Source organism: Streptomyces sp. NPDC059567 (genome assembly GCF_042735655.1).
In the GTDB taxonomy this organism is placed as follows: domain Bacteria; phylum Actinomycetota; class Actinomycetes; order Streptomycetales; family Streptomycetaceae; genus Streptomyces.
Map to the genome: position 1 here is coordinate 1 of NZ_JBHWBS010000063.1, position 19,209 is coordinate 19,209.

The window sequence follows — 19,209 nt, forward strand, 5'->3', positions numbered from 1 at the left end:
GCTCCCGCCTCACCGCACGCGCGCGCGGTGCTCCATCGCCTCGCGGGCCCGGTGCTCGTCCTCGTACACCTCGCACATGTGGCGGCCGTCCGGAGTCGCCGTGTGTTCGACCTCCCACAGGCTCAGTTCGCCGCCGTCGAGCAGCAGGAACGCATGCTCGTAGAGCGTGAATCCGGCGTCCCGGCCGCTCTCCACCGCGCACTGGCGGCCGAATGCCTGCGTGATGTGGTGCGCGAACGCCACCCGCAGTCTGCGCGCCGTCTCCTCGCCCGGCCGGTCCGCGTTCTCCGCGCGGCGCAGTACCCGGCGCGCGTGGTCCGCGGAGTTGTCCGGCACGTACATCCGGGGCTGCGCCGGTATAGGACGGGACAGCAGCGCGCTCAGCAGCTCCAGGTCGCCGTCCTCGTCGGAGTCCTGGCCGGGGGCGCGCTCGGTGCCCCAGCCGGGGTCGAGGCCGCTCGGCAGCCGCGACGCCGCGAGCCGGGCCTCCGCCTCGTCCGCGTACAGCTCGTGCTGCTCGGCGCCGTCCCGGCCGGAGTTGTGCACCAGCTCCCACAGGCTGAGCGCCGTGCCGTCGGCGAGCAGATAGGTGTGGCGATGCGTGGTTCTGTGCAGCGACGCGCTGTGGTGCGAGGAGTACAGCGCGCTGGAGTGGGCGAGCGCCGTCTCCAGGCGCTCGACCGTACTGTCGGGCAGATCGAAGGAGTTGAGCGCCCGGCCAAGGAGCCGCTCCACCTGCGTCTCGGTCGTCTCGTACGGATCGTGAGGATCCTGCGGATCGTTCAAGAGGGTCTCCAGGCCGTCGCCGCATGTCACTCGGTGCTTGCTTAACGTAGTCCCTGGGTCTGACATCGTGTCCGAGGTTCGGCAAAACGAAGGGGTCGCGCGGGAAGTTCCCGTCCGTCGGCCCTCCGGCCTCAACTCCCCTTGTTGTAAAGGGAGTCGACAGCAGGCCCGGGTCCGTACAGCTCGCGGTACGAGGGGAAGTGGCCGCCCGGACCCGCGACTCCCTCGGCGGTCTCCAGGACCGCGCGCACGATCGCCAGGGTCACCGCGTCCGCGCCTGCCGCCAGGATCTCGTTCAGGGCCAGCGGACCGGCCTTCGCGTCCGGTTCCCGCTCCCCGGTCGCGAGCGCGAAGACGGTGTCCCCGTCGTTGAGGAGATGGACCGGCCGGATGGCGCGCGCGATGCCGTCGTGCGCCGTCCCGGCGAACTTCTGCGCCTGCGCCCGCGTCAGGACGGCGTCGGTGGCGACGACCGCGAGCGTGGTGTTCAGGGGCGGCGGGGTGTTCTTCGCAAGGGCCTCGGCGAGGCGCAGCTGCGCCGCCTCGTGGACGGCCCCGTCCGGATACTCCGGCCGGCCCTGGAAGTACTGCCCGTACAGCGCGCCCGTCTGCGGGTCGACCGCCGAGCCGACCGCGTTGACGACGACCAGCGCGCCGACCGTGATGCCCGAGTCCAGGACCGTGCTCGCCGTGCCGACCCGCAGGCCGGTCACGTCCGTGATGGCGTCGTGCGGTGCCTCGTTCTTCGTCATGGTCCTTGCGTACCACGCTTGTTCGGTCCGTGGCCGGGTCCGCTGCCGTGCGATGCGGGGTTGCGCGCGGCCAGCGTCACCCCGACCGCCACGGTCGCGGCCGCGACGAGACCGGCCGCCAGGACCGCCCGGCGGCCGGCGAACGTGCACATCAGGATCGCCAGCGACGAGACGGGCAGGACGAGCTGCTGTGCGATGCCGACCTTGAAGTAGCGGGCGTGGAGCAGCCACACGCACAGCAGGAAGACCGCGGCGGGGATCGTCACCGCGGAGGAGGCGGCGAGCGTGGAGATGTGGGCCTTGCCCACCGCCTGCTCGACGGCGATCTCGATGCCGGCACCGATGGCGGCGGCGGAGGCGAAGATGAGGTAGTGGCCGTAGCCCCAGAGGAACGCCTGCTGGTTGGAGTGGAGGCGGACGTGGGCGGGGACGGCGAAGTAGATCCACCATGCGGCGTAGACGATCAGCAGGCCGCCGGCGGCGATCGGGAGCAGCTCGTCGAGGGCGTCGTACTCGCTGACCCCCGTCTTCACCGCGACCGTCGCCGCCGCGATCGTCTCGCCGAGCACGATGATCGTGAACAGGCCGTAGCGCTCGGCGATGTGATGCGCGTGCCAGTGGGTGTTGGTGTCCTTCTCCGCGACCGCGGGGACCGCAAGCTCGGCGACGATCATGACGAGGAAGATCCAGGAGCGGGCGGACTCGGGGGCCCAGAGGAGGGCGGTCCAGCCGATCTGGCAGAGGATCACGCCGCCCGCGTACCGGTGGCACATCGTGCGCTCTGCGGGGTCCGTCGCGTGGTGGGCGGCGCGCAGCCACTGGAAGGAGAGGGCGAGCCGCATGACCGCGTAGCCGAGCACGGCGACGAGGAAGTCGTCCTCGAAGACGCGGGAGATGCCGGCGGCGAGGATGAGGACACCGGCGATCTGGACGAAGGTGGCGACGCGGTAGAGGACGTCGTCGTTGTCGTAGGCGGAGGCGAACCAGGTGAAGTTCATCCAGGCCCACCAGATCGCGAAGAAGACCATCGCGTAGTGGGCGATGCCGTCGGCGGTGTGGTGCTCGGCGACCGCATGCACGAGCTCGGCGCCGGCCTGGGCGACGGCGACGACGAAGCAGAGGTCGAAGAAGAGCTCGAGCGGCGTGGCGGCGCGGTGCGCCTCGGCGCGTGACCGCGCGATGAGGGGCAGGAACGGTTGCGTCATGCGCCCCAGGACACCAGAGCCCGCCACTCACCGGCGCGATTGGCACGCGGGCCCTCGGGTGGGCTGGGCCGTGGCGGACCGGGGCGTGCGAACGGCCCGGGACTGACGGGACCTCCGCCCGCCCGGGTCGCGACCATGGCCTCTGACCTGCCCCTGTGCGCGGGCGCAGCCTGGACGGGTAAGGAAGCCCCGATCCCCAGGGAAGCGCCATGAGTTCCGTACTCCAGGACACCAGAGCGGCGGGCGGACCAGCCCCCTCGTACGACGCGGAGCAGTACCGGCCCGGGAAGTCGATCACGGACTGGGAGCCGGAGAACGAGCTCTTCTGGCAGTCGATCGGGAAGCGTGTCGCGAACCGCAATCTGTGGATCGCGGTGCCGGCGCTCCTGGTGGCCTTCGTCGTCTGGCAGGTGTGGAGCGTCACCGCCACCAATCTGACGGACGTCGGCTTCGGCTACTCCACCTCGCAGCTCTTCTGGCTGACGGCCATCCCCGGTCTGACCGGTGGCACGGCCCGGATCCTCTACACCTTCCTCGGCCCGATGGTCGGCCAGCGCCGCTTCACCGCGCTGTCGACGGTCGTGCTGATCGTCCCGCTGATCTGGCTCGGCATCGCGATCCAGGACCCGTCGACCCCGTACGGCGTGATGGTCGCCATCGCGGCCCTGTGCGGTATCGGCGGCGCCAACTTCGCCTCCTCGCTCGCGAACATCGGCTTCTTCTTCCCGAAGGCGAAGAAGGGCAGCGCGACCGGCGTCAACGGCGGGCTCGGCAACCTGGGCGTCTCGGCGGTCCAGCTGCTCACCCCGATCGTCATCACCTGGTCGACCATCGCGATCGGCACCGCCCAGCACACGGCGGACGGGACCCCGGTCCACCTGCAGAACGCGGCCTTCCTGTGGGTCCCGGTGCTGCTCGTCCTGGCGGCCGTGGCCTGGTTCGGGCAGAACGACCTGAAGGTGGCCGCCACCCCCTTCCGCCAACAGAAGATCATCTTCAGGCGCAAGCACAACTGGCTGATGACCTGGCTGTACGTCGGCACCTTCGGCTCCTTCATCGGCTTCGCGGCCGCGCTGCCGATGCTGATCAAGACCACGTTCCCGGACTACTCGATCGCCACCTACGCCTGGATGGGCCCGGCGGTCGGCGCCCTGGCCCGGTGGGCGGGCGGCTGGATCGCCGACAAGTGGGGCGGCGCCCGGGTGACGATACTGTCCTTCGTGGGCATGGCGGCCGCGATCATCGGCGTGATCACCTTCCTCCCGTCGGGATCCGGCACGGGCAGCTTCTACGGCTTCTTCTTCTGCTTCCTCGCGGCGTTCTTCTTCTCCGGCATCGGCAACGGCTCGACCTTCCGCCAGATCCCGGTCATCTTCCGCGGCACCCATCTGAAGGGGCTGACGGAGGGCACTGAGGAGTACCGGCACGCGCTGAAGCAGTCGGAGATGGAGTCCGGTGCGGTCACCGGCTTCACCTCGGGGATCGCCGCCTTCGGCTTCTTCTTCATCCCGGCGCTCTTCGGCTCGATGGCGGTGACCAGCGCGATGTGGGGCTTCGTCGCCTTCTACGCCAGCTGCACGGTCGTGACCTGGTGGTTCTACGCCCGCAAGGGCGCGGAGGCGCCGAGCTGACCCACCCGCTCTCCCCGTGCGAAAGGCCCCGCCCAGGCGGGGTCTTTCCGCTGTCCGGAGACGGGACCAACGGCCCTCGACCGGTGACCATTGCCGACCGTTCCGATCGATCAAAAGGCGTGCAATGGAGGGAGGCAACGACGCGATCGAACGATTCGAAGAAGGCGGTGCGGGCAGTGACGGCGACCCCTGCTGAGGCAACGGTGACCGAAGGAGCCTGGAAGGGCTTCACGGGCGGACTCTGGCGCGACGCCATCGACGTCCGCGACTTCATCCAGCGGAACTACACGCCCTACGAGGGCGACGGCTCCTTCCTCGCCGGCCCCACCGAGCGCACCACCGCCGTCTGGGCGGCCATCACGGAGAAGTTCCCCGAGGAGCGCGCCAAGGGCGTCTTCGACATCGCGCACGACATCCCCTCCACGATCACCGCCCACGCCCCCGGCTGGATCGACCGCGACAAGGACCTGATCGTCGGCCTTCAGACGGACGCCCCGCTCAAGCGCGCGATCATGCCGTACGGCGGCTGGCGCATGGTCGCCGGCGCCCTGGACACCTACGGCTACCCGGTCTCGGCGGAGCTGGAGAAGGTCTTCACCGAGTACCGCAAGACCCACAACGCCGGCGTCTTCGACGCCTACACCCCCGAGATCCGAGCCGCCCGCAAGGCCGGCGTCGTGACCGGGCTGCCCGACGCCTACGGCCGTGGCCGGATCATCGGCGACTACCGCCGCGTCGCCCTCTACGGCGTCGACCGCCTGATCGCGGTGAAGCAGGAGGAGAAGGCAGAGCTCGACACCCTCCCCGCGAGCCCCGGTTCGCTGGAGGAGACGATCCGGCTGCGTGAGGAACTCGCCGAGCAGATCCGCGCCCTGGGCGAGCTGAAGGCGATGGCGCGGGCGTACGGCCACGACGTCTCCGGCCCCGCGACCACCGGCCGCGAGGCCGTCCAGTGGCTCTACTTCGCCTATCTCGCCGCGGTGAAGGAGCAGAACGGCGCCGCGATGTCGCTGGGCCGGACGTCCACCTTCCTCGACGTCTATCTCCAGCGCGACATCGAGGCCGGACTCCTCACCGAGGAGCGGGCCCAGGAACTCGTCGACGACTTCATCATCAAGCTCCGTATCGTCCGCTTCCTGCGCACCCCGGAGTACGACGAGGGGTTCTCCGGCGACCCGACCTGGGTCACCGAGTCCATCGCCGGCATGGGCGAGGACGGCCGTCCGCTCGTCACCCGGACCTCCTTCCGCTATCTCCAGACCCTGTACAACCTCGGCCCGGCCCCCGAGCCCAACATGACGGTCTTCTGGTCACCGCGGCTGCCGCAGGGCTTCAAGGAGTTCTGCGCCAAGGTCTCCATCGACACCTCCTCCGTTCAGTACGAGTCGGACGAGCTGATGCGGCCCCGCTTGGGCGACGACACCGCCATCGCCTGCTGTGTCTCGGCGATGCCGGTCGGCAAGCAGATGCAGTTCTTCGGCGCCCGCGTGAACCTCGCCAAGACCCTCCTCTACGCGATCAACGGCGGCCGCGACGAGAAGTCCGGCGTCCAGGTCGGCCCGGAAACCGGCGCCATCACCGCCGACGTCCTGGAGTACGACGAGGTCATGCGGAAGTTCGACGAGCAGATGGAGTGGCTCGCGAACGTCTACGTCCACTCGCTGAACGTCATCCACTACATGCACGACAAGTACGCCTACGAACGCCTCGAAATGGCGCTCCACGACCGCGACGTGCGCCGCACCATGGCCTTCGGCATCGCCGGCCTGTCGGTGGCCGTCGACTCGCTGGCCGCGATCAAGTACGCCAGGGTCACCGTGCACCGCGACGAAGCCGGCCTGGCCACCGACTACACGGTCGACGGCGACTACCCGGCCTACGGCAACAACGACGACCGTGCCGACGCGATCGCGGTCTGGCTGGTCGAGGAGTTCATGAAGAAGGTGCGGGGGCACCCCACCTACCGCAACGCCGAACACACCCAGTCCGTCCTGACCATCACCTCCAACGTCGTCTACGGAAAGAAGACCGGCAACACCCCCGACGGGCGCCGCGCCGGTGAGCCGTTCGCCCCTGGGGCCAACCCGATGAACGGCCGCGACGCCCACGGCTATGTGGCCTCTGCCCTGTCGGTCGCCAAGCTCCCGTACGAGCACGCCGAGGACGGCATCTCGCTGACCAGCACGGTCACCCCCGACGGCCTGGGCCGCACCCCCGAGGAGCGGATCACGAACCTGGCCGGCGTCCTGGACGGCTACATGGCCGGCGACGGCTTCCACATGAACGTCAACGTCCTCAACAGGGATGTGCTGGTGGACGCCATGGAGCACCCGGAGAACTACCCGCAGCTGACCATCCGGGTGTCCGGATACGCGGTCAACTTCGTCCGCCTGACCCGCGAGCAGCAACTCGACGTCCTCAACCGCACCTTCCACGGCTCGCTGTGAGGACGTCCGCGACCATGATCACCACGACAACGGCCGCGGCGGCCACGGCCACGCTCGGACTCGGTCCCGCGACGCCCGCGGCCGCCGCGACCCGCCGCCCCTCCGAGGGCTCGGTGCACTCCTGGGACCTGTCGACCGGCGTCGACGGCCCCGGCACCCGCTTCGTCACCTTCCTCTCCGGCTGCCCGCTGACCTGTCTCTACTGCCACAACCCCGACACCTGGCGGATGCGCGACGGCGCACGCACCTCGGCCGACGACGTGATCGCCGAAGCCGCGAAGTACACCCGCTTCATCGCGGCCGCCGGAGGCGGGGCCACCGTCTCCGGCGGCGAACCCCTCCTCCAGCCCGTCTTCACCGGCGAACTCCTTCACCGGATGAAGCACGAGCTCGGACTGCACACCGCCCTGGACACCTCCGGCTTCCTGGGCACCCGTGCCACCGACGCCCTGCTGCGCGACACCGACCTCGTCCTTCTCGACATCAAGTCCTGGGACCCGGACACCTATCGCAAGGTGACCGGCCGCCCCCTCAAGCCGACCCTGGACTTCGCCCGCCGCCTCGCCGACCTCGGCCAGGAGGTCCACGTCCGCTTCGTGCTCGTCCCGGGCCTCACCGACGCCCCCGCCAACATGGAGGGAGTCGCCGCATTCGCCGCCGGCCTGGGCAATGTCTCGCGTGTCGACATCCTCCCCTTCCACAAGCTCGGCGAAGCAAAGTGGCAAGCACTCGCCATGCCCTTCACCCTCCACGACACGCCCTCCCCGGCCCCGGAACAGGTGGCCGAGGCGCGCGCGCTCTTCCGCTCCCACGGCCTGAACGCCATCTGAGCGACACCCTCACCCACTCGTACCCCAAAACAGGATCATCCCGGGCATATCCCCTTACGGTGACCGGGTGACCGAGCCACCGCAGGGCCCCGTGGACCCGACGCCGGGCCAGCCCGCCCCGACTGCGCCCTCGACGACTCCGACGACGTCCTCGACGACGACCACGACCGTGCCCGAGGCGCCGTCGTCCCCCCGGACCGCGCCCGTCGTCCAGACGCCCGCCGACGTGCGCCGACGGGCCACGCTCGCCGGCACCGCCGTCTCCGTGCTGCTGATCGTCGCGATCGTCCTCGGCAGCCGGCTCCTGCGCGACTTCGACTCGGCGCTCCTCCCGTACGCCGTCGCCACCGTCTTCCTCGCCTTCGGTGTCGCCTACCGCTACACCGTGTGGATCTCCGCCCCCGGCGCCCGCCGGCTGTTCAAGCAGGGCTGGCGCTCCTTCTTCTCCGCCGCCAACTTCCGCAGTGCACCCACCGCCCTGCCGAAGATGATCGCCACCTATCTCGGCTTCCAGAAGTTCCTCGGCGCCCGCTCCCACGCCCGCTGGGCAGCCCACCAGCTGATCTTCTGGGGCTGCATCCTGGCGGCCCTCATCACCTTCCCGCTCACCTGGGGCTGGTTCACCTTCACCTCCTCCACCGGCTCCGGGCCGGGCTACGAGATGCGGATCTGGGGCCTCAAGGTCCTCGGCTTCGACGCGCTGAACATCGTCGGCTGGCTGATGTTCCACGGCCTCGACATCGCCGCCGTGCTCGTCATCCCCGGCGCCTCCTACTTCCTGTGGCGCCGCATGAAGGACCGCGGCGCCATCACCGGCCAGCGCTTCGCCTACGACCTGGTCCCGCTGATCGCCCTCATCGTCATCTCCGTGACCGGGCTGCTGCTCACCTTCTCGTCGATCTTCCTGCACGGCGGCGGCTACGAGTTCCTGGCGATCCTGCACATGGTGTCGGTGGTCTTCACCCTCATCTACATCCCGTTCGGGAAGTTCTTCCACATCGTCCAGCGGCCCGCCGCCGTCGGCATGCAGCTGTTCAAGTACACCTCCCGGAAGAAGGACGAAGAGGTCCTCCTCTGCCGCCGCTGCCAGGAGCCGATCGACACCCCTCCCTATGTCGAGAACCTCCAGGGCACCATGCGCGATCTGAAGCTCGGCTTCGACGCATGGACCGAGTACTGCCCCCGCTGCAAGCGCGTCCTGCGCGGCGCCGCCTACCTCACCGACGTCAAGAAGGGCTTCAAGTGACGCAAGCGCAGGCGGGGCAGCACCCCCTTCCTCTCGACCCGTCCATCGCCCCGCCCGGCACCCGCAACTTCCGCGACGCCGGGGGCATCCCCGCCGACCGCTGGCACGCCGACCAGAACGGGGAGACGCTCGTCCCCACCCACTGCTGCTTCTGCGGCGTCCAGTGCGGCATGTACCTGCGCGTCGACAACGGCGGCAAGGTCTTCGGCGTCGAACCCCGCAACCACGACATCAACCGGATGCGGCTCTGCCCCAAGGGCATCAACGCCTACCAGCAGGTCAACCACCCCGACCGGCTCACCTCCCCCCTCGTCCGGAGCAACCGCGACGAGCCCTTCCGAGAGGCGAGCTGGGAGGAGGCGCTCGACTTCACCGTCGCCGAGATCCGCCGCATCCAGGCCGAGTACGGCAACGACTCCTTCGGCCTGCTCGGCGGAGCCAGCCTCTACTCGGAGAAGACGTATCTCGTCGGGAAGTTCGCCCGCGTCGCCCTGAAGTCCCGGCACGTCGACTACAACGGCCGCCTGTGCATGGTCTCCGCCGCCGGCGCCAACAAGCTGTCCTTCGGCATCGACCGGGCCGGCAACCCGTTCTCCGACATCCTCCTCACCGACTGTCTCCTCATCGCCGGCTCCAACGTCGGCGAATGCTTCCCCGTGATGACGCAGTACCTCTGGGGAGCCCGGGACCGCGGCGCCACTCTGATCGTCGTCGACCCGCGCGAGACGGCGATCGCCCGCACCGCCGACCTCCACGTCGCCCTCAAGCCCGGCACCGACTCCGCGTTCTTCAACGCCGTCCTCCACGTGATCGTCGCCGAGGGCCTCACCGACGAGGCCTACCTCGCCGCGCACGCCACCGGCTGGGACGAGGTGAAGCGAACCGTCGAGGCCTACCCGCCCTCCCGCTCCGCCCAGATCTGCGGCGTGCCCGAGGAACAGATCGTGCAGACCGCCCGGATGTTCGCCGGCGCCGGCAGGGCGATGGCCTGGCATGCGCGAGGCGTCGAGCACCACTCCCAGGGCGTCGAGAACTGCCTGACGATCATCAACCTGTGCACCGCCACCGGGAACATCGGCAAACCCGGCGCCGGCTACGGAACGATCACCGGCCAGGGCAACGGTCAGGGCGGCCGCGAGCACGGCCAGAAGTCCGACCTGCTGCCCGGCGGCCGCTCCATCACGAACCCCGAGCACCGCCGCCAGATCTGCGAGATCTGGGGCATCGAGGAGTCCGAACTCCCGCCCGCGGGCACCTCCATGATGGAGATGGTCTGGCAGATGCAGCGCGAGGAGATCCGCGGCCTGATCGGCATCTGCAACAACCCCTTCGTCTCCCTCCCCAACTACGCGACCGTCAAGAACGGTTACGACACCCTGCAGTTCCACGCCCAGTTCGACTTCTTCCTCTCCGAGACCGCCGCCAACGCGCACGTGGTCTTCCCCGTCACCGTCTGGGCCGAGGACGAAGGCGTGATGGCCAACGCCGAGGCCCGGGTCGTCAAGCACAACAAGGCCCAGGAACCGCCCGCCGGGGTCCGCACCGACACCTGGGTGATCTGCGAGCTCGCCAAACGCCTGGGCGCCGGCGACAAGTTCGCCTTCCCCGACTCCCGCTCCGTCTTCGAGGAGCTCCGCATCGCCTCCGCCGGAACGGTCAACGACTACTACGGCATCACCTACGAACGCCTGGAGGAGACCGGCGGCATCGCCTGGCCCTGCCCCACCACGGACCACCCCGGCACCCCGCGCCTCTTCGAGGACGGCAGGACCTACCACGCCGACGGTCTGATCCATATGCAGGTCGTCGAATGGCACCCGCCCATGGACCCGTACAGCGAGGAGTACCCCCTCTCGCTCACCACAGGCCGCACCGTCGCCCACTTCCTCTCCGGCAACCAGACCCGCCGCCTGGGCGCCCTCGTCGAGCAGACCCCACGCCCCTGGGTCGAGGTCCACCCCTCCCACGGCTTCCGCAACGGCGACCCCGTCCGCGTCGTCACCCGCCGCGGCAGCGAGGTCTTCCCCGCCCTGGTCACCGAGGCGATCCGCCCCGACACCGTCTTCGTGCCGTACCACTGGCCGATCCCCACGGCCGCCAACGCCCTCACCATCGACGCCCTCGACCCGCGCTCGAAGATCCCCGAGTACAAGGTCTGCGCCGCCCGGATCGAGGCCGCGGAGCGGATCGACGAGGTCCCCGCGCCGCCGACCGCGCCGGGACACGTCGCCTACCCGGAGACCCAGGTCTCCCGCACCGACCCCCTGCCCCCCACGTCCCCGCAGGGCCGTGGCACCGCGGAGAGGAGCTGACGTCGCTCATGATGGGCCGCACGATCTTCATCGACCCCGGGCGTTGCATCGGATGCCAGGCGTGCGTCTCGGCCTGCCGCGAGTGCGACTCGCACCGCGGCAAGTCGATGATCCACCTCGACTACCCCGACGAGGGCCACTCCGTCGCCTCCCTTCCCACGGTCTGCATGCACTGCGAGGACCCGGTCGCCCCCTGCGCCGAGGTCTGCCCCGCCGACGCGATCCTCGTCACCGCCGACGGTGTGGTGCAGCAGGCGGACACCACCCGCTGCATCGGCTGCGCCAACTGCGTCAACGCCTGCCCCTTCGGTGTCCCGAAGATCGACCTCCAGGCGAAGCTGCAGATGAAGTGCAACCTCTGCTACGACCGCACCGCGTACGGCCTCGCCCCGATGTGCGCCACCGTCTGCCCCACCGGCGCCCTCTTCTACGGAACCCTCGACGAGCTCCGCGCCGAACGCCCCGGCGTCCAGGTCGCCGACTCGTTCACCTTCGGCACCACCACCGTCTCCACGGGAGTGGCGATGGTCGTCCCCGCCGACAAGGTCCAGTGGCCGGTCCCCGGCGGCCTCCCCGTCGTCGAGATCAACGGAAGGGCCGTCCGATGAGCGTCACCGAACAGCCCCCCGCCGACGGCCCCGGAGCGGCCGACGCCGCCCAGGAGGCGCTGCACGACCGCATCGCGGCCGACTCGCTCACCACCCGGCGCGACTACCTGCGGATCGTCGCCACGGTCTCCGGCGGCCTCGCCATCGGCGGCATCGGCGTCGCCTCCGGCATCCTGCACCGCCATGGAGACGCGGACGGGGCGCCTGAGGTCAAGAAGATCGCCGACCAGCTGCTGCCCGGCGAGTCCCTCGCCTTCCGCTACCCGGAGCAGGAGGACCGGGCGGTCGCCATCCGCCTGGAGGACGGCACCCTCGCCGGCTACTCGGCCGTCTGCACCCATCTCGCCTGCGCCGTGCTGTGGCGCAACGACCGGGGCAGCGAGGGCGAGCTGTACTGCCCGTGCCACGAAGGAATCTTCGACGCCCGTACGGGAGAGGTGACCGCGGGCCCGCCACCGCGCGCGCTGCCCAAGGTGCTCCTGGTGGAGGAGGCCGACGGCAGTGTCTGGGCCGTCGGCACCACCCGCTCCGGGGAGAGCGTCCAGGAAGGGCTGTGCCGCCAGCTCGGCGCGGACCGACCGGACCTGGCCGAGCGCCTCGGCTGCCCGGGAGCCCCGGCGGGCGGAACGGGGACGAGGAGTGAGCGGACATGACCGACAGCCCCTTCCCCCGGGACCCGGAGGCCCCCGGCACCGGCGGGGACCGGCCTCCCGCCAAGGACCACGCCCAGGCTCCCGTATCCGGGACCGAGCTGCCGCCGCGCCCCGCGTACACGCCGGGCAGTGCGCAGCCGCGTCTGAACCGTCCCGTCCACGAGCGCTATCCGCAGATCCGGCCGACCAGCGGATACGGCGATCCGCGGATCCGCCACACCGGCCCCGGTCCCGGCGCCGGTACCGAGCAGGAGCCCGAGCGCTCGTCGAAACTGAGCGCCCGCCTCACCCTGGCCCTCACGGTCGTCGTCGGCCAGCTGTGGGGTCTGACGATCGTGGTCGACGAGTGGATGGCGGGCGACACCGGCACGGCCTGGTGGGGCGCCGGCTTCCTGGTCCTGTCGTTCCTCGTCGTCCTCGGCCTGTGGCTGCTCGACCCGAAGGACCGCTGACCGAAGCGGGAGGGACCGGTGATCGAGGCGGAAGGACCGCTATCGAGGCGGAAGGACCGCTGATCGAGGCGGTACGAGGCCGAATGACCGGCGTACCCTGGAGGTATGAGTACCGCCCCCGCCCACGGACCGCGAGACGCGAAGCAGCCCGGCACACAGCCCATCCCCGAGAACACCACGAAGCCGAAGCTGATCTTCGACGATCCACTGGACCAGCAGTCCGCGGACGATACGGACCGCGGGTGGGGCGAGCGGCCTCCCGGCGGTAGTGACAGCGCCGCCGATCTCGCGCGCTTCCTCGAAGAGAAGCCGCCGCACCACCTCTGATGCCGGTGCGAGTCGCCGGCTAGGGGGTGGGGTGCGTCCCCGCTCCGGCGGCCGAGCTAGGGCCGCGCTGGGCGATCAGGTGGTCGCGGATCTCCTTGAGGACCTCCAGCTCGCTGACCTCCATGAGTTCCTGGACGCCGTCCGGGGCCTTCTCCGCGTCCGTCCGCCTGGCCAGGTACTTCGCCATGGGCAGGACCATCAGGAAGTAGACGACGGCCGCGGTGATCAGGAAGCTCAGGGTGGCGCTGAGGACGAGCCCCCACTCGATCTGGATGCCCTGCACCTCGCCGTTCACGACCTGGCAGGTGCCCTTCAGGCAGGACTTGTAGCCCTCCAGGTCCTTGGTGCCGAAGGCGCCGACCACCGGGCCGATGACACCCTTGACGAGCGCGTTCACGATGTTGGTGAACGCCGCGCCGATGACGACCGCCACCGCCAGGTCGATCACGTTGCCGCGCATCAGGAAGGCCTTGAAGCCTGCCATCACGCTTTCCTTCTTCGGAGTCACCGGGGCGCCTTTCGTTCCGTGTGCAGTTGGCGGAGCCATTAGGCCGCGAAGGGCGCAGAGGCGTCCAATCCGTACACACGGAACGGTTACTTGACAGGCAGTCCGTGCGAATCAGCACAGTGTCACCGCCAGTTGGGAGGTGACACCCGCACCCGCCAGGGCTGTCGCCGTCGACCGCGGAACGGACAGAACGACCAGGGCCCCACCGTCGAGACGGGTCTCACCCGTGCGCGGGACTTCGGCCACCCGAGCGCCCGCGGCGACCAATCGGGCCGTACCACCCCCGCCCATCGACGCGTTGGGGGCGGCGATCACGTCGACCCGGTCGCCGGGCCGCAGCAGCCGCACGGTCGCCGCGTCCGCGATCCGTACCGGCGCCGACACCAGCCGCACCGCGGCCGGCCGGCGCTGCTCCTTCACCGCCGGGCGCGTCGGCGGACCGGCGGACACCTCGCCCCCGCCCGCCACCGCCAGCGCGGCCGCGCTCATCGCGAGGACCACGGCGGGTGCCCGCCGTCGGCGCCGCAGCACCCGGCGCAGCCGCTGCCGCCCGCCGCGCACCCGCAGTGGCTCGAACAGCGGGACACCGCACGTCTCGGGAACAGGCGAGAGGAAAGGAGCGGGCGAGCGGAAAGGAGCGGGGGAGTGGCCGGGAGAAGGAGAGGTCGTCATCGCACGAACCGCCTGTCAGGAGTCGAGCCCCCGGACCGTCCGGAGAGCCGCTCCCACCATCCCGCCTCCGCGAACACCCCGCTCCCGCCTGTGGATCAGCGCGGGGCTGTGGACAACTCCCTCACCCGCCAAGGGGATTCACGGCAGCTCGATCCCCAGGTCCCACCCGTCATGCGCGTGTGTGCACAGGCAGTCCCGGTCCGCCGTGTCCGGCAGGGCCCCGACCGCGTCGAAGAGCACCTCCCGCAACCGTCCGACGTTCGCGCCGAACACCCGCAGCACCTCGGTGTGGGAGACCCCCTCGCCCGTCTCCGCGCCCGCGTCCAGGTCCGTGACCAGCGCCAGCGAGGTGTAGCAGAGTCCCAGCTCCCGGGCGAGGATCGCCTCCGGGTGCCCGGTCATCCCCACCACCGACCATCCGGCCGCCGCGTGCCAGCGGGACTCGGCCCGGGTCGAGAACCTCGGCCCCTCGACGACGACCATGGTGCCGCCGTCCACCGGCTCCCAGCCCCGCCCCCGGGCCGCCTTCAGGGCCACCCGCCGCCCGTCCGGGCAGTACGGGTCGGCGAAGGTGGTGTGCACGACGTTCGGCACGGCGCCGCCCCAGGCCTCCGGCAGCGGCTCCCCGTCGAAGTACGTCTGCGTCCGCGTCTTCGTACGGTCCACCAGCTGATCCGGTACGAGCAGCGTGCCGGGGCCGTACTCCTCCTGCAGCCCGCCCACCGCGCACGGCCCGAGCACCTGCCGTACGCCCACCGAGCGCAGCGCCCAGAGGTTGGCGCGGTAGTTGATCCGGTGCGGCGGCAGGGTGTGGCCGCGGCCGTGGCGGGGCAGGAACGCGACCTGCCGTCCCGCGATCTCGCCGAGGAAGAGGTTGTCGCTCGGGCTGCCGTACGGGGTGTCCACGGACACCTCCGTCACGTCCTCCAGGAAGGAGTAGAAGCCGGAGCCGCCGATCACACCGATGTCCGCGTACGCGTTGGTCGCCATGGTCGTCAGATTAACTGCCCCCACAGCGCAGGCCCCCGCAACACCGGCCCCCTACAGCCCTGCCCGTACAACGCCGAAAGCCCCACCGCGCACAGGCGGCAGGGCTCTCGCGAGGACCTGGATCAGGCAGCCGAGCTGGAGGAGCTCGAGCTCGACGACGAGCTCGAAGCGGACGAGCTCGACGAGGCGGCCGGCTTCGCGTCCGAGGACGGGGACGCGGACGAGCCGGACGACGAGGACGTGGAAGAAGTCGTGGAGGACTTCGACGCGGGGGAGCTGCTGGACGACGAGCCGCGGCTGTCGTTCCGGTAGAAGCCGGATCCCTTGAAGACGATGCCGACCGCCGAGAACACCTTCTTCAGGCGTCCCTTGCAGCTGGGGCACTCGGTCAGCGCGTCATCGGTGAACTTCTGCACCGCCTCGAGGCCCTCGCCGCACTCGGTGCACTGGTACTGGTAGGTCGGCACTTGTCTTCCTCCTGGCACTCACACTCATCGAGTGCTAACGACGATCCATAGTGACCTATTCCGCGGGATCAGTCCACCGTCACCGGCACTCGGTGACCGATACCACGTGCCGCGACCCGCCGCGACGACCGGGGCGTCAGCCGCGAGCGCAGCGCGAGCAGGGTGGCCAGCGCGAGCGCGGTACCGACGAGCGGAACCAGGAATCCGGTGCTCGCGCCGTGCTCGTCGGCGAGCCGGCCGGCGACCGTGACGGCCGCCGCCTGGCCCAGCGCCACGGCGCCCGTGAGCCAGGTGAAGGCCTCGGTACGGGTGGAGGCCGGGACGAGGGTCTCGACGATGGTGTAGCCGGTGATCAGGGCCGGGGCGATGCACAGACCCACGACCAGGCCGAGCGCGCCGAGCAGCAGCACGGAGTGCGCGGACCAGAGCAGCGAGGCGGCCACGGTCAGTCCGGCGTAGCCGAGGATCAGTCGCTTGCGCGGGCCGATCTTCCAGGCGATGGCGCCGCACGCGATGCCCGCGAGCATGTTGCCCGCGGCGAAGATCCCGTAGAGCAGGCCGTTGGCGCCGGGGTTGCCGATCTCCTCGGAGAACGCGGTCAGCGAGACCTGCATGCCGCCGAAGACCGAGCCGATGCCCAGGAAGGCGACGGCCAGGACCCGGACGCCCGGGATGGACAGGGCGGAGACGCGCGGCTCGCCGGAGGCGGCGGACATGAGCCCGTGGGCGGGCTGGGTGCGCCGCTGGGCGGCGAAGAACAGGCCGCCGAAGAGCGTGAGCGCCGCCTCGGCGATCAGACCGGCCGCCGGGTGGACGCCGGTGCAGAGCGCGGTGGCGAGCACCGGGCCGACGACGAAGGTGAACTCGTCCGTGACCGACTCGAAGGCCGCGGCCGTCGGCATCAGCGGGGAGTTCTCCAGCTTCGCCGCCCAGCGGGCCCGGACCATGGGCCCGACCTGCGGGACGGAGGCGCCGGCCGGTACGGCGGCGAGGAACAGGGCCCACATCGGGGCGCCCGCCAGGGCGAGCACCACGAGCAGGGAGACCGCGGCGGAGTGGATGAGCACGCCGGGGACCAGGACGGCGCGCTGGCCGAAGCGGTCGGCGAGCTTGCCGCTCTGCGGGGCGAAGACCGCCATGGAGACGCCGGTGACGGCGGCGACCGCGCCCGCGCTGCCGTACGAGCCGGTGGTGTGCTGGACGAGCAGGACGATGCCGATCGTCAGCATCGCGAACGGCTGCCGGGCGGCGAAGCCGGGGAGCAGGAAGGACAGGGCTCCGGGGGTACGCAGGAGCTGTCCGTAGCCGGCGCGCTTGCCGCTCTTCGCGGCGCGCCTGCCGGCCTTCGCGGGAGCGTCGTGCACCGCAAGGCGTTCGGGCGCCTGGGGCTCCGAGGGCGCTGCGGACGCGTCAGGCCGAGGGTCGGTGACCGTGGACACCACGGTCCTTGCCTTTCTGCCGCCTGGTAGCGCGCCCGTGCACGGTGGTGCGGGTGCCGCCGAGAGCTGTCCTCATGCGCGGAACTGCGGTAGATACCGGGCCTCACTGCGGAGGGCGTCACGGCCGCCATACGGTCGCGCCAGCTCTGCGTCAGGCAGAGTTGGTTCGATCAAGTGTGCCTTCATCGTACAGGGAAGGGCGTCTTCCCGCCTGGGAAAACGCCCTTCGATTTGAATCTATGCCTGTGATTAACCGGACGTTCGCTTTCCGCCCGGCAGATGCGGCCCGTGCCAGTGCTTGTGGGCCCGCTCGGAGACCGCCGTGGAGCCGCCCGTCCCGAGCCATCCGGCCAGCTTTCCGCCCTGCCCGACGGCGCGCAGCCGCCGCTCGGTGGCGTCCCGTACCGGGTCCGTCGCGACGACGAGCAGTTCGTCCCCGCGTCGCAGCACGGTCGCCGGGCCGGGCACGAAGCTCGTCTCCTCGCGTACGACGAGGGTGACCGCGGCCCCGGCCGGGAGGCGCAGCTCCGCGACCTCCACGCCGTGCATCTTCGAGCCCTCCGGGATGGCGACGGACAGCAGGTGCCCGCGCAGCCGCTCCAGCGGCGCGGACTCGACGCCCAGGTCGGCGGCCTCCGAGGAGTCGCCCAGCTTCAGCGCCCGGGCCAGCCAGGGCAGCGTCGGCCCCTGCACCAGCGTGTAGACGACGACGAGGACGAAGACGATGTTGAAGACCCGCTCGCTGCCCACGATCCCGTAGACCATCGGGATCGTGGCGAGAATGATGGGGACGGCTCCGCGCAGGCCGGCCCAGGACATCAGGGCCTGTTCCTGCCAGGGGATCCGGAACGGCAGCAGGCTGACGAGGACCTCCATGGGCCGCGCCACCACCGTCAGGACCAGGCCGATGATCACCGCCGGCCAGAAGTCGTCGACCAGGTTGCTCGGAGTGACCAGCAGGCCGAGCAGGACGAACATGCCGATCTGGGCGATCCAGCCGAGCCCCTCGGCGAAGCCGCGGTTGGCCGGGGCATGCGGCAGCTTCGCGTTGCCGAGGACCATCGCGGCCAGATAGACGGCGAGGAAGCCGGAGCCGTGGGCCAGGGCGCCCGCCGCGTACGCGACCACCGCGATGGCCATGACGGCGATCGGGTAGAGGCCGGAGGCGGGCAGGGCGACGTGCCTCAGGCCGAAGGAGCCGATGAAGCCGACTCCGAGGCCGATGGCGGCGCCGATGGCCAGTTCCATGGCGATGGTGCCGACCAGGACGTACCAGCTGTCGATGGGGCCGGCGGTCGAGAAGGCGACCACGAGGATGACGACCGGGGCGTCGTTGAAGCCGGACTCGGCCTCCAGGACGCCGGTCACCCGCGAGGGCAGCGGCACCTTGCGCAGGACGGAGAAGACGGCGGCGGCGTCCGTCGAGGAGACGACCGCGCCGATGATCAGTGCCTGCCGCCACTCCAGGCCCACCAGATAGTGGGCGGCCGCGGCCGTGATGCCCACGCTCACCGCGACGCCGACGGTCGACAGCACGACCGCCGCGGGCAACGCGGGTTTGATCTCCTTCCACTTCGTGCCCAGGCCACCTTCGGCGAGGATCACGACAAGTGCGGCGTAGCCGATCACCTGGGTCAGTTCGGCGTTGTCGAAGGCGACGTTGCCGATCCCGTCCTGCCCGATGGCGACCCCGATCCCGAGGTACAGGAGCAGGCTGGGGAGCCCGCTCCGGGACGAGATCCGCACCGCCGCGACAGCGATGAGCAGCACGAGCGAGCAGATGAGCAGGAGTTCATTGAGCTGGTGGACAGTCAGCGGGCGATCCTTCCCCTCGCGTGCGGCCGGATCGTTCCTCCAGCAGCCGGTACTTCGTTACCTTACCTA

The 19,209-nt window shown here is 70.5% G+C and carries 17 protein-coding genes and 1 pseudogene; 9 read left to right on the forward strand and 9 right to left on the reverse strand.

All coding sequences use genetic code 11. The annotated features are described in order from the left end of the window. Window positions 1-9: 9 nt before the first annotated feature. The 3 genes and pseudogenes from ACFVZW_RS24660 to ACFVZW_RS24670 all read right to left on the reverse strand — a co-directional run bounded on the left by ACFVZW_RS24660 (window position 10) and on the right by ACFVZW_RS24670 (window position 2,743). Window positions 10-852, reverse strand: coding sequence for a DUF6227 family protein (locus tag ACFVZW_RS24660; protein ID WP_384525050.1), 843 nt, complete (start codon window positions 850-852; stop codon window positions 10-12). A 65-nt stretch (window positions 853-917) separates the two neighbouring features. After that, a pseudogene (locus ACFVZW_RS24665) lies at window positions 918-1,484 on the reverse strand (P1 family peptidase); the annotation flags it as partial. A gap of 50 nt (window positions 1,485-1,534) precedes the next feature. Next, window positions 1,535-2,743 (reverse strand): low temperature requirement protein A, encoded by a 1,209-nt coding sequence (locus ACFVZW_RS24670; protein WP_384525053.1) that lies wholly within the window; start codon window positions 2,741-2,743, stop codon window positions 1,535-1,537. A 209-nt stretch (window positions 2,744-2,952) separates the two neighbouring features. Between ACFVZW_RS24670 and ACFVZW_RS24675 the strand changes: the two genes are divergently transcribed. The 9 genes from ACFVZW_RS24675 (at window position 2,953) to ACFVZW_RS24715 (ending at window position 13,249) form a co-directional block, all read left to right on the forward strand. Further along, window positions 2,953-4,374 (forward strand): MFS transporter, encoded by a 1,422-nt coding sequence (locus ACFVZW_RS24675; protein WP_384525056.1) that lies wholly within the window; start codon window positions 2,953-2,955, stop codon window positions 4,372-4,374. A gap of 167 nt (window positions 4,375-4,541) precedes the next feature. After that, window positions 4,542-6,821, forward strand: a complete 2,280-nt coding sequence (gene pflB / locus ACFVZW_RS24680) for a formate C-acetyltransferase (protein ID WP_384525059.1) — start codon at window positions 4,542-4,544, stop codon at window positions 6,819-6,821. Between the two features lie 14 nt (window positions 6,822-6,835). Further along, complete coding sequence (gene pflA / locus ACFVZW_RS24685; RefSeq protein ID WP_384525062.1) at window positions 6,836-7,651, forward strand: pyruvate formate-lyase-activating protein; 816 nt, start codon at window positions 6,836-6,838, stop codon at window positions 7,649-7,651. Between the two features lie 169 nt (window positions 7,652-7,820). Further along, window positions 7,821-8,897 (forward strand): MFS transporter, encoded by a 1,077-nt coding sequence (locus ACFVZW_RS24690; protein ID WP_384525147.1) that lies wholly within the window; start codon window positions 7,821-7,823, stop codon window positions 8,895-8,897. Further along, a complete protein-coding gene (locus ACFVZW_RS24695; RefSeq protein ID WP_384525065.1) occupies window positions 8,894-11,209 on the forward strand; it encodes a molybdopterin oxidoreductase family protein in 2,316 nt (771 codons plus the stop codon). The genes ACFVZW_RS24690 and ACFVZW_RS24695 overlap by 4 nt, the downstream gene beginning before the upstream one ends. A gap of 8 nt (window positions 11,210-11,217) precedes the next feature. Beyond that, window positions 11,218-11,817, forward strand: coding sequence for a 4Fe-4S dicluster domain-containing protein (locus ACFVZW_RS24700; RefSeq protein WP_384525068.1), 600 nt, complete (start codon window positions 11,218-11,220; stop codon window positions 11,815-11,817). After that, on the forward strand, window positions 11,814-12,470 hold the full coding sequence (locus ACFVZW_RS24705; RefSeq protein WP_384525071.1) for a ubiquinol-cytochrome c reductase iron-sulfur subunit: 657 nt from the start codon (window positions 11,814-11,816) through the stop codon (window positions 12,468-12,470). The genes ACFVZW_RS24700 and ACFVZW_RS24705 overlap by 4 nt, the downstream gene beginning before the upstream one ends. Beyond that, complete coding sequence (locus ACFVZW_RS24710) at window positions 12,467-12,922, forward strand: hypothetical protein (protein ID WP_384525074.1); 456 nt, start codon at window positions 12,467-12,469, stop codon at window positions 12,920-12,922. The genes ACFVZW_RS24705 and ACFVZW_RS24710 overlap by 4 nt, the downstream gene beginning before the upstream one ends. Before the next feature lie 105 nt (window positions 12,923-13,027). After that, window positions 13,028-13,249, forward strand: a complete 222-nt coding sequence (locus tag ACFVZW_RS24715) for a hypothetical protein (RefSeq protein ID WP_329119533.1) — start codon at window positions 13,028-13,030, stop codon at window positions 13,247-13,249. A 19-nt stretch (window positions 13,250-13,268) separates the two neighbouring features. On the opposite strand, the gene mscL is transcribed toward ACFVZW_RS24715, so the two are convergent. The 6 genes from mscL to ACFVZW_RS24745 all read right to left on the reverse strand — a co-directional run bounded on the left by mscL (window position 13,269) and on the right by ACFVZW_RS24745 (window position 19,095). Beyond that, a complete protein-coding gene (mscL, locus tag ACFVZW_RS24720; RefSeq protein ID WP_384525078.1) occupies window positions 13,269-13,757 on the reverse strand; it encodes a large conductance mechanosensitive channel protein MscL in 489 nt (162 codons plus the stop codon). 111 nt (window positions 13,758-13,868) lie between these two features. Beyond that, window positions 13,869-14,429, reverse strand: a complete 561-nt coding sequence (locus ACFVZW_RS24725) for a hypothetical protein (protein ID WP_384525081.1) — start codon at window positions 14,427-14,429, stop codon at window positions 13,869-13,871. A gap of 138 nt (window positions 14,430-14,567) precedes the next feature. Beyond that, window positions 14,568-15,419, reverse strand: a complete 852-nt coding sequence (locus ACFVZW_RS24730; RefSeq protein ID WP_384525083.1) for an S-methyl-5'-thioadenosine phosphorylase — start codon at window positions 15,417-15,419, stop codon at window positions 14,568-14,570. Window positions 15,420-15,541: 122 nt separating this feature from the next. Further along, complete coding sequence (locus ACFVZW_RS24735) at window positions 15,542-15,886, reverse strand: FmdB family zinc ribbon protein (protein ID WP_384525086.1); 345 nt, start codon at window positions 15,884-15,886, stop codon at window positions 15,542-15,544. A gap of 68 nt (window positions 15,887-15,954) precedes the next feature. Beyond that, window positions 15,955-17,250, reverse strand: a complete 1,296-nt coding sequence (locus ACFVZW_RS24740) for an MFS transporter (protein ID WP_384525089.1) — start codon at window positions 17,248-17,250, stop codon at window positions 15,955-15,957. Between the two features lie 324 nt (window positions 17,251-17,574). Continuing rightward, on the reverse strand, window positions 17,575-19,095 hold the full coding sequence (locus ACFVZW_RS24745) for a potassium/proton antiporter (RefSeq protein WP_384525092.1): 1,521 nt from the start codon (window positions 19,093-19,095) through the stop codon (window positions 17,575-17,577). Window positions 19,096-19,209: the final 114 nt, after the last annotated feature.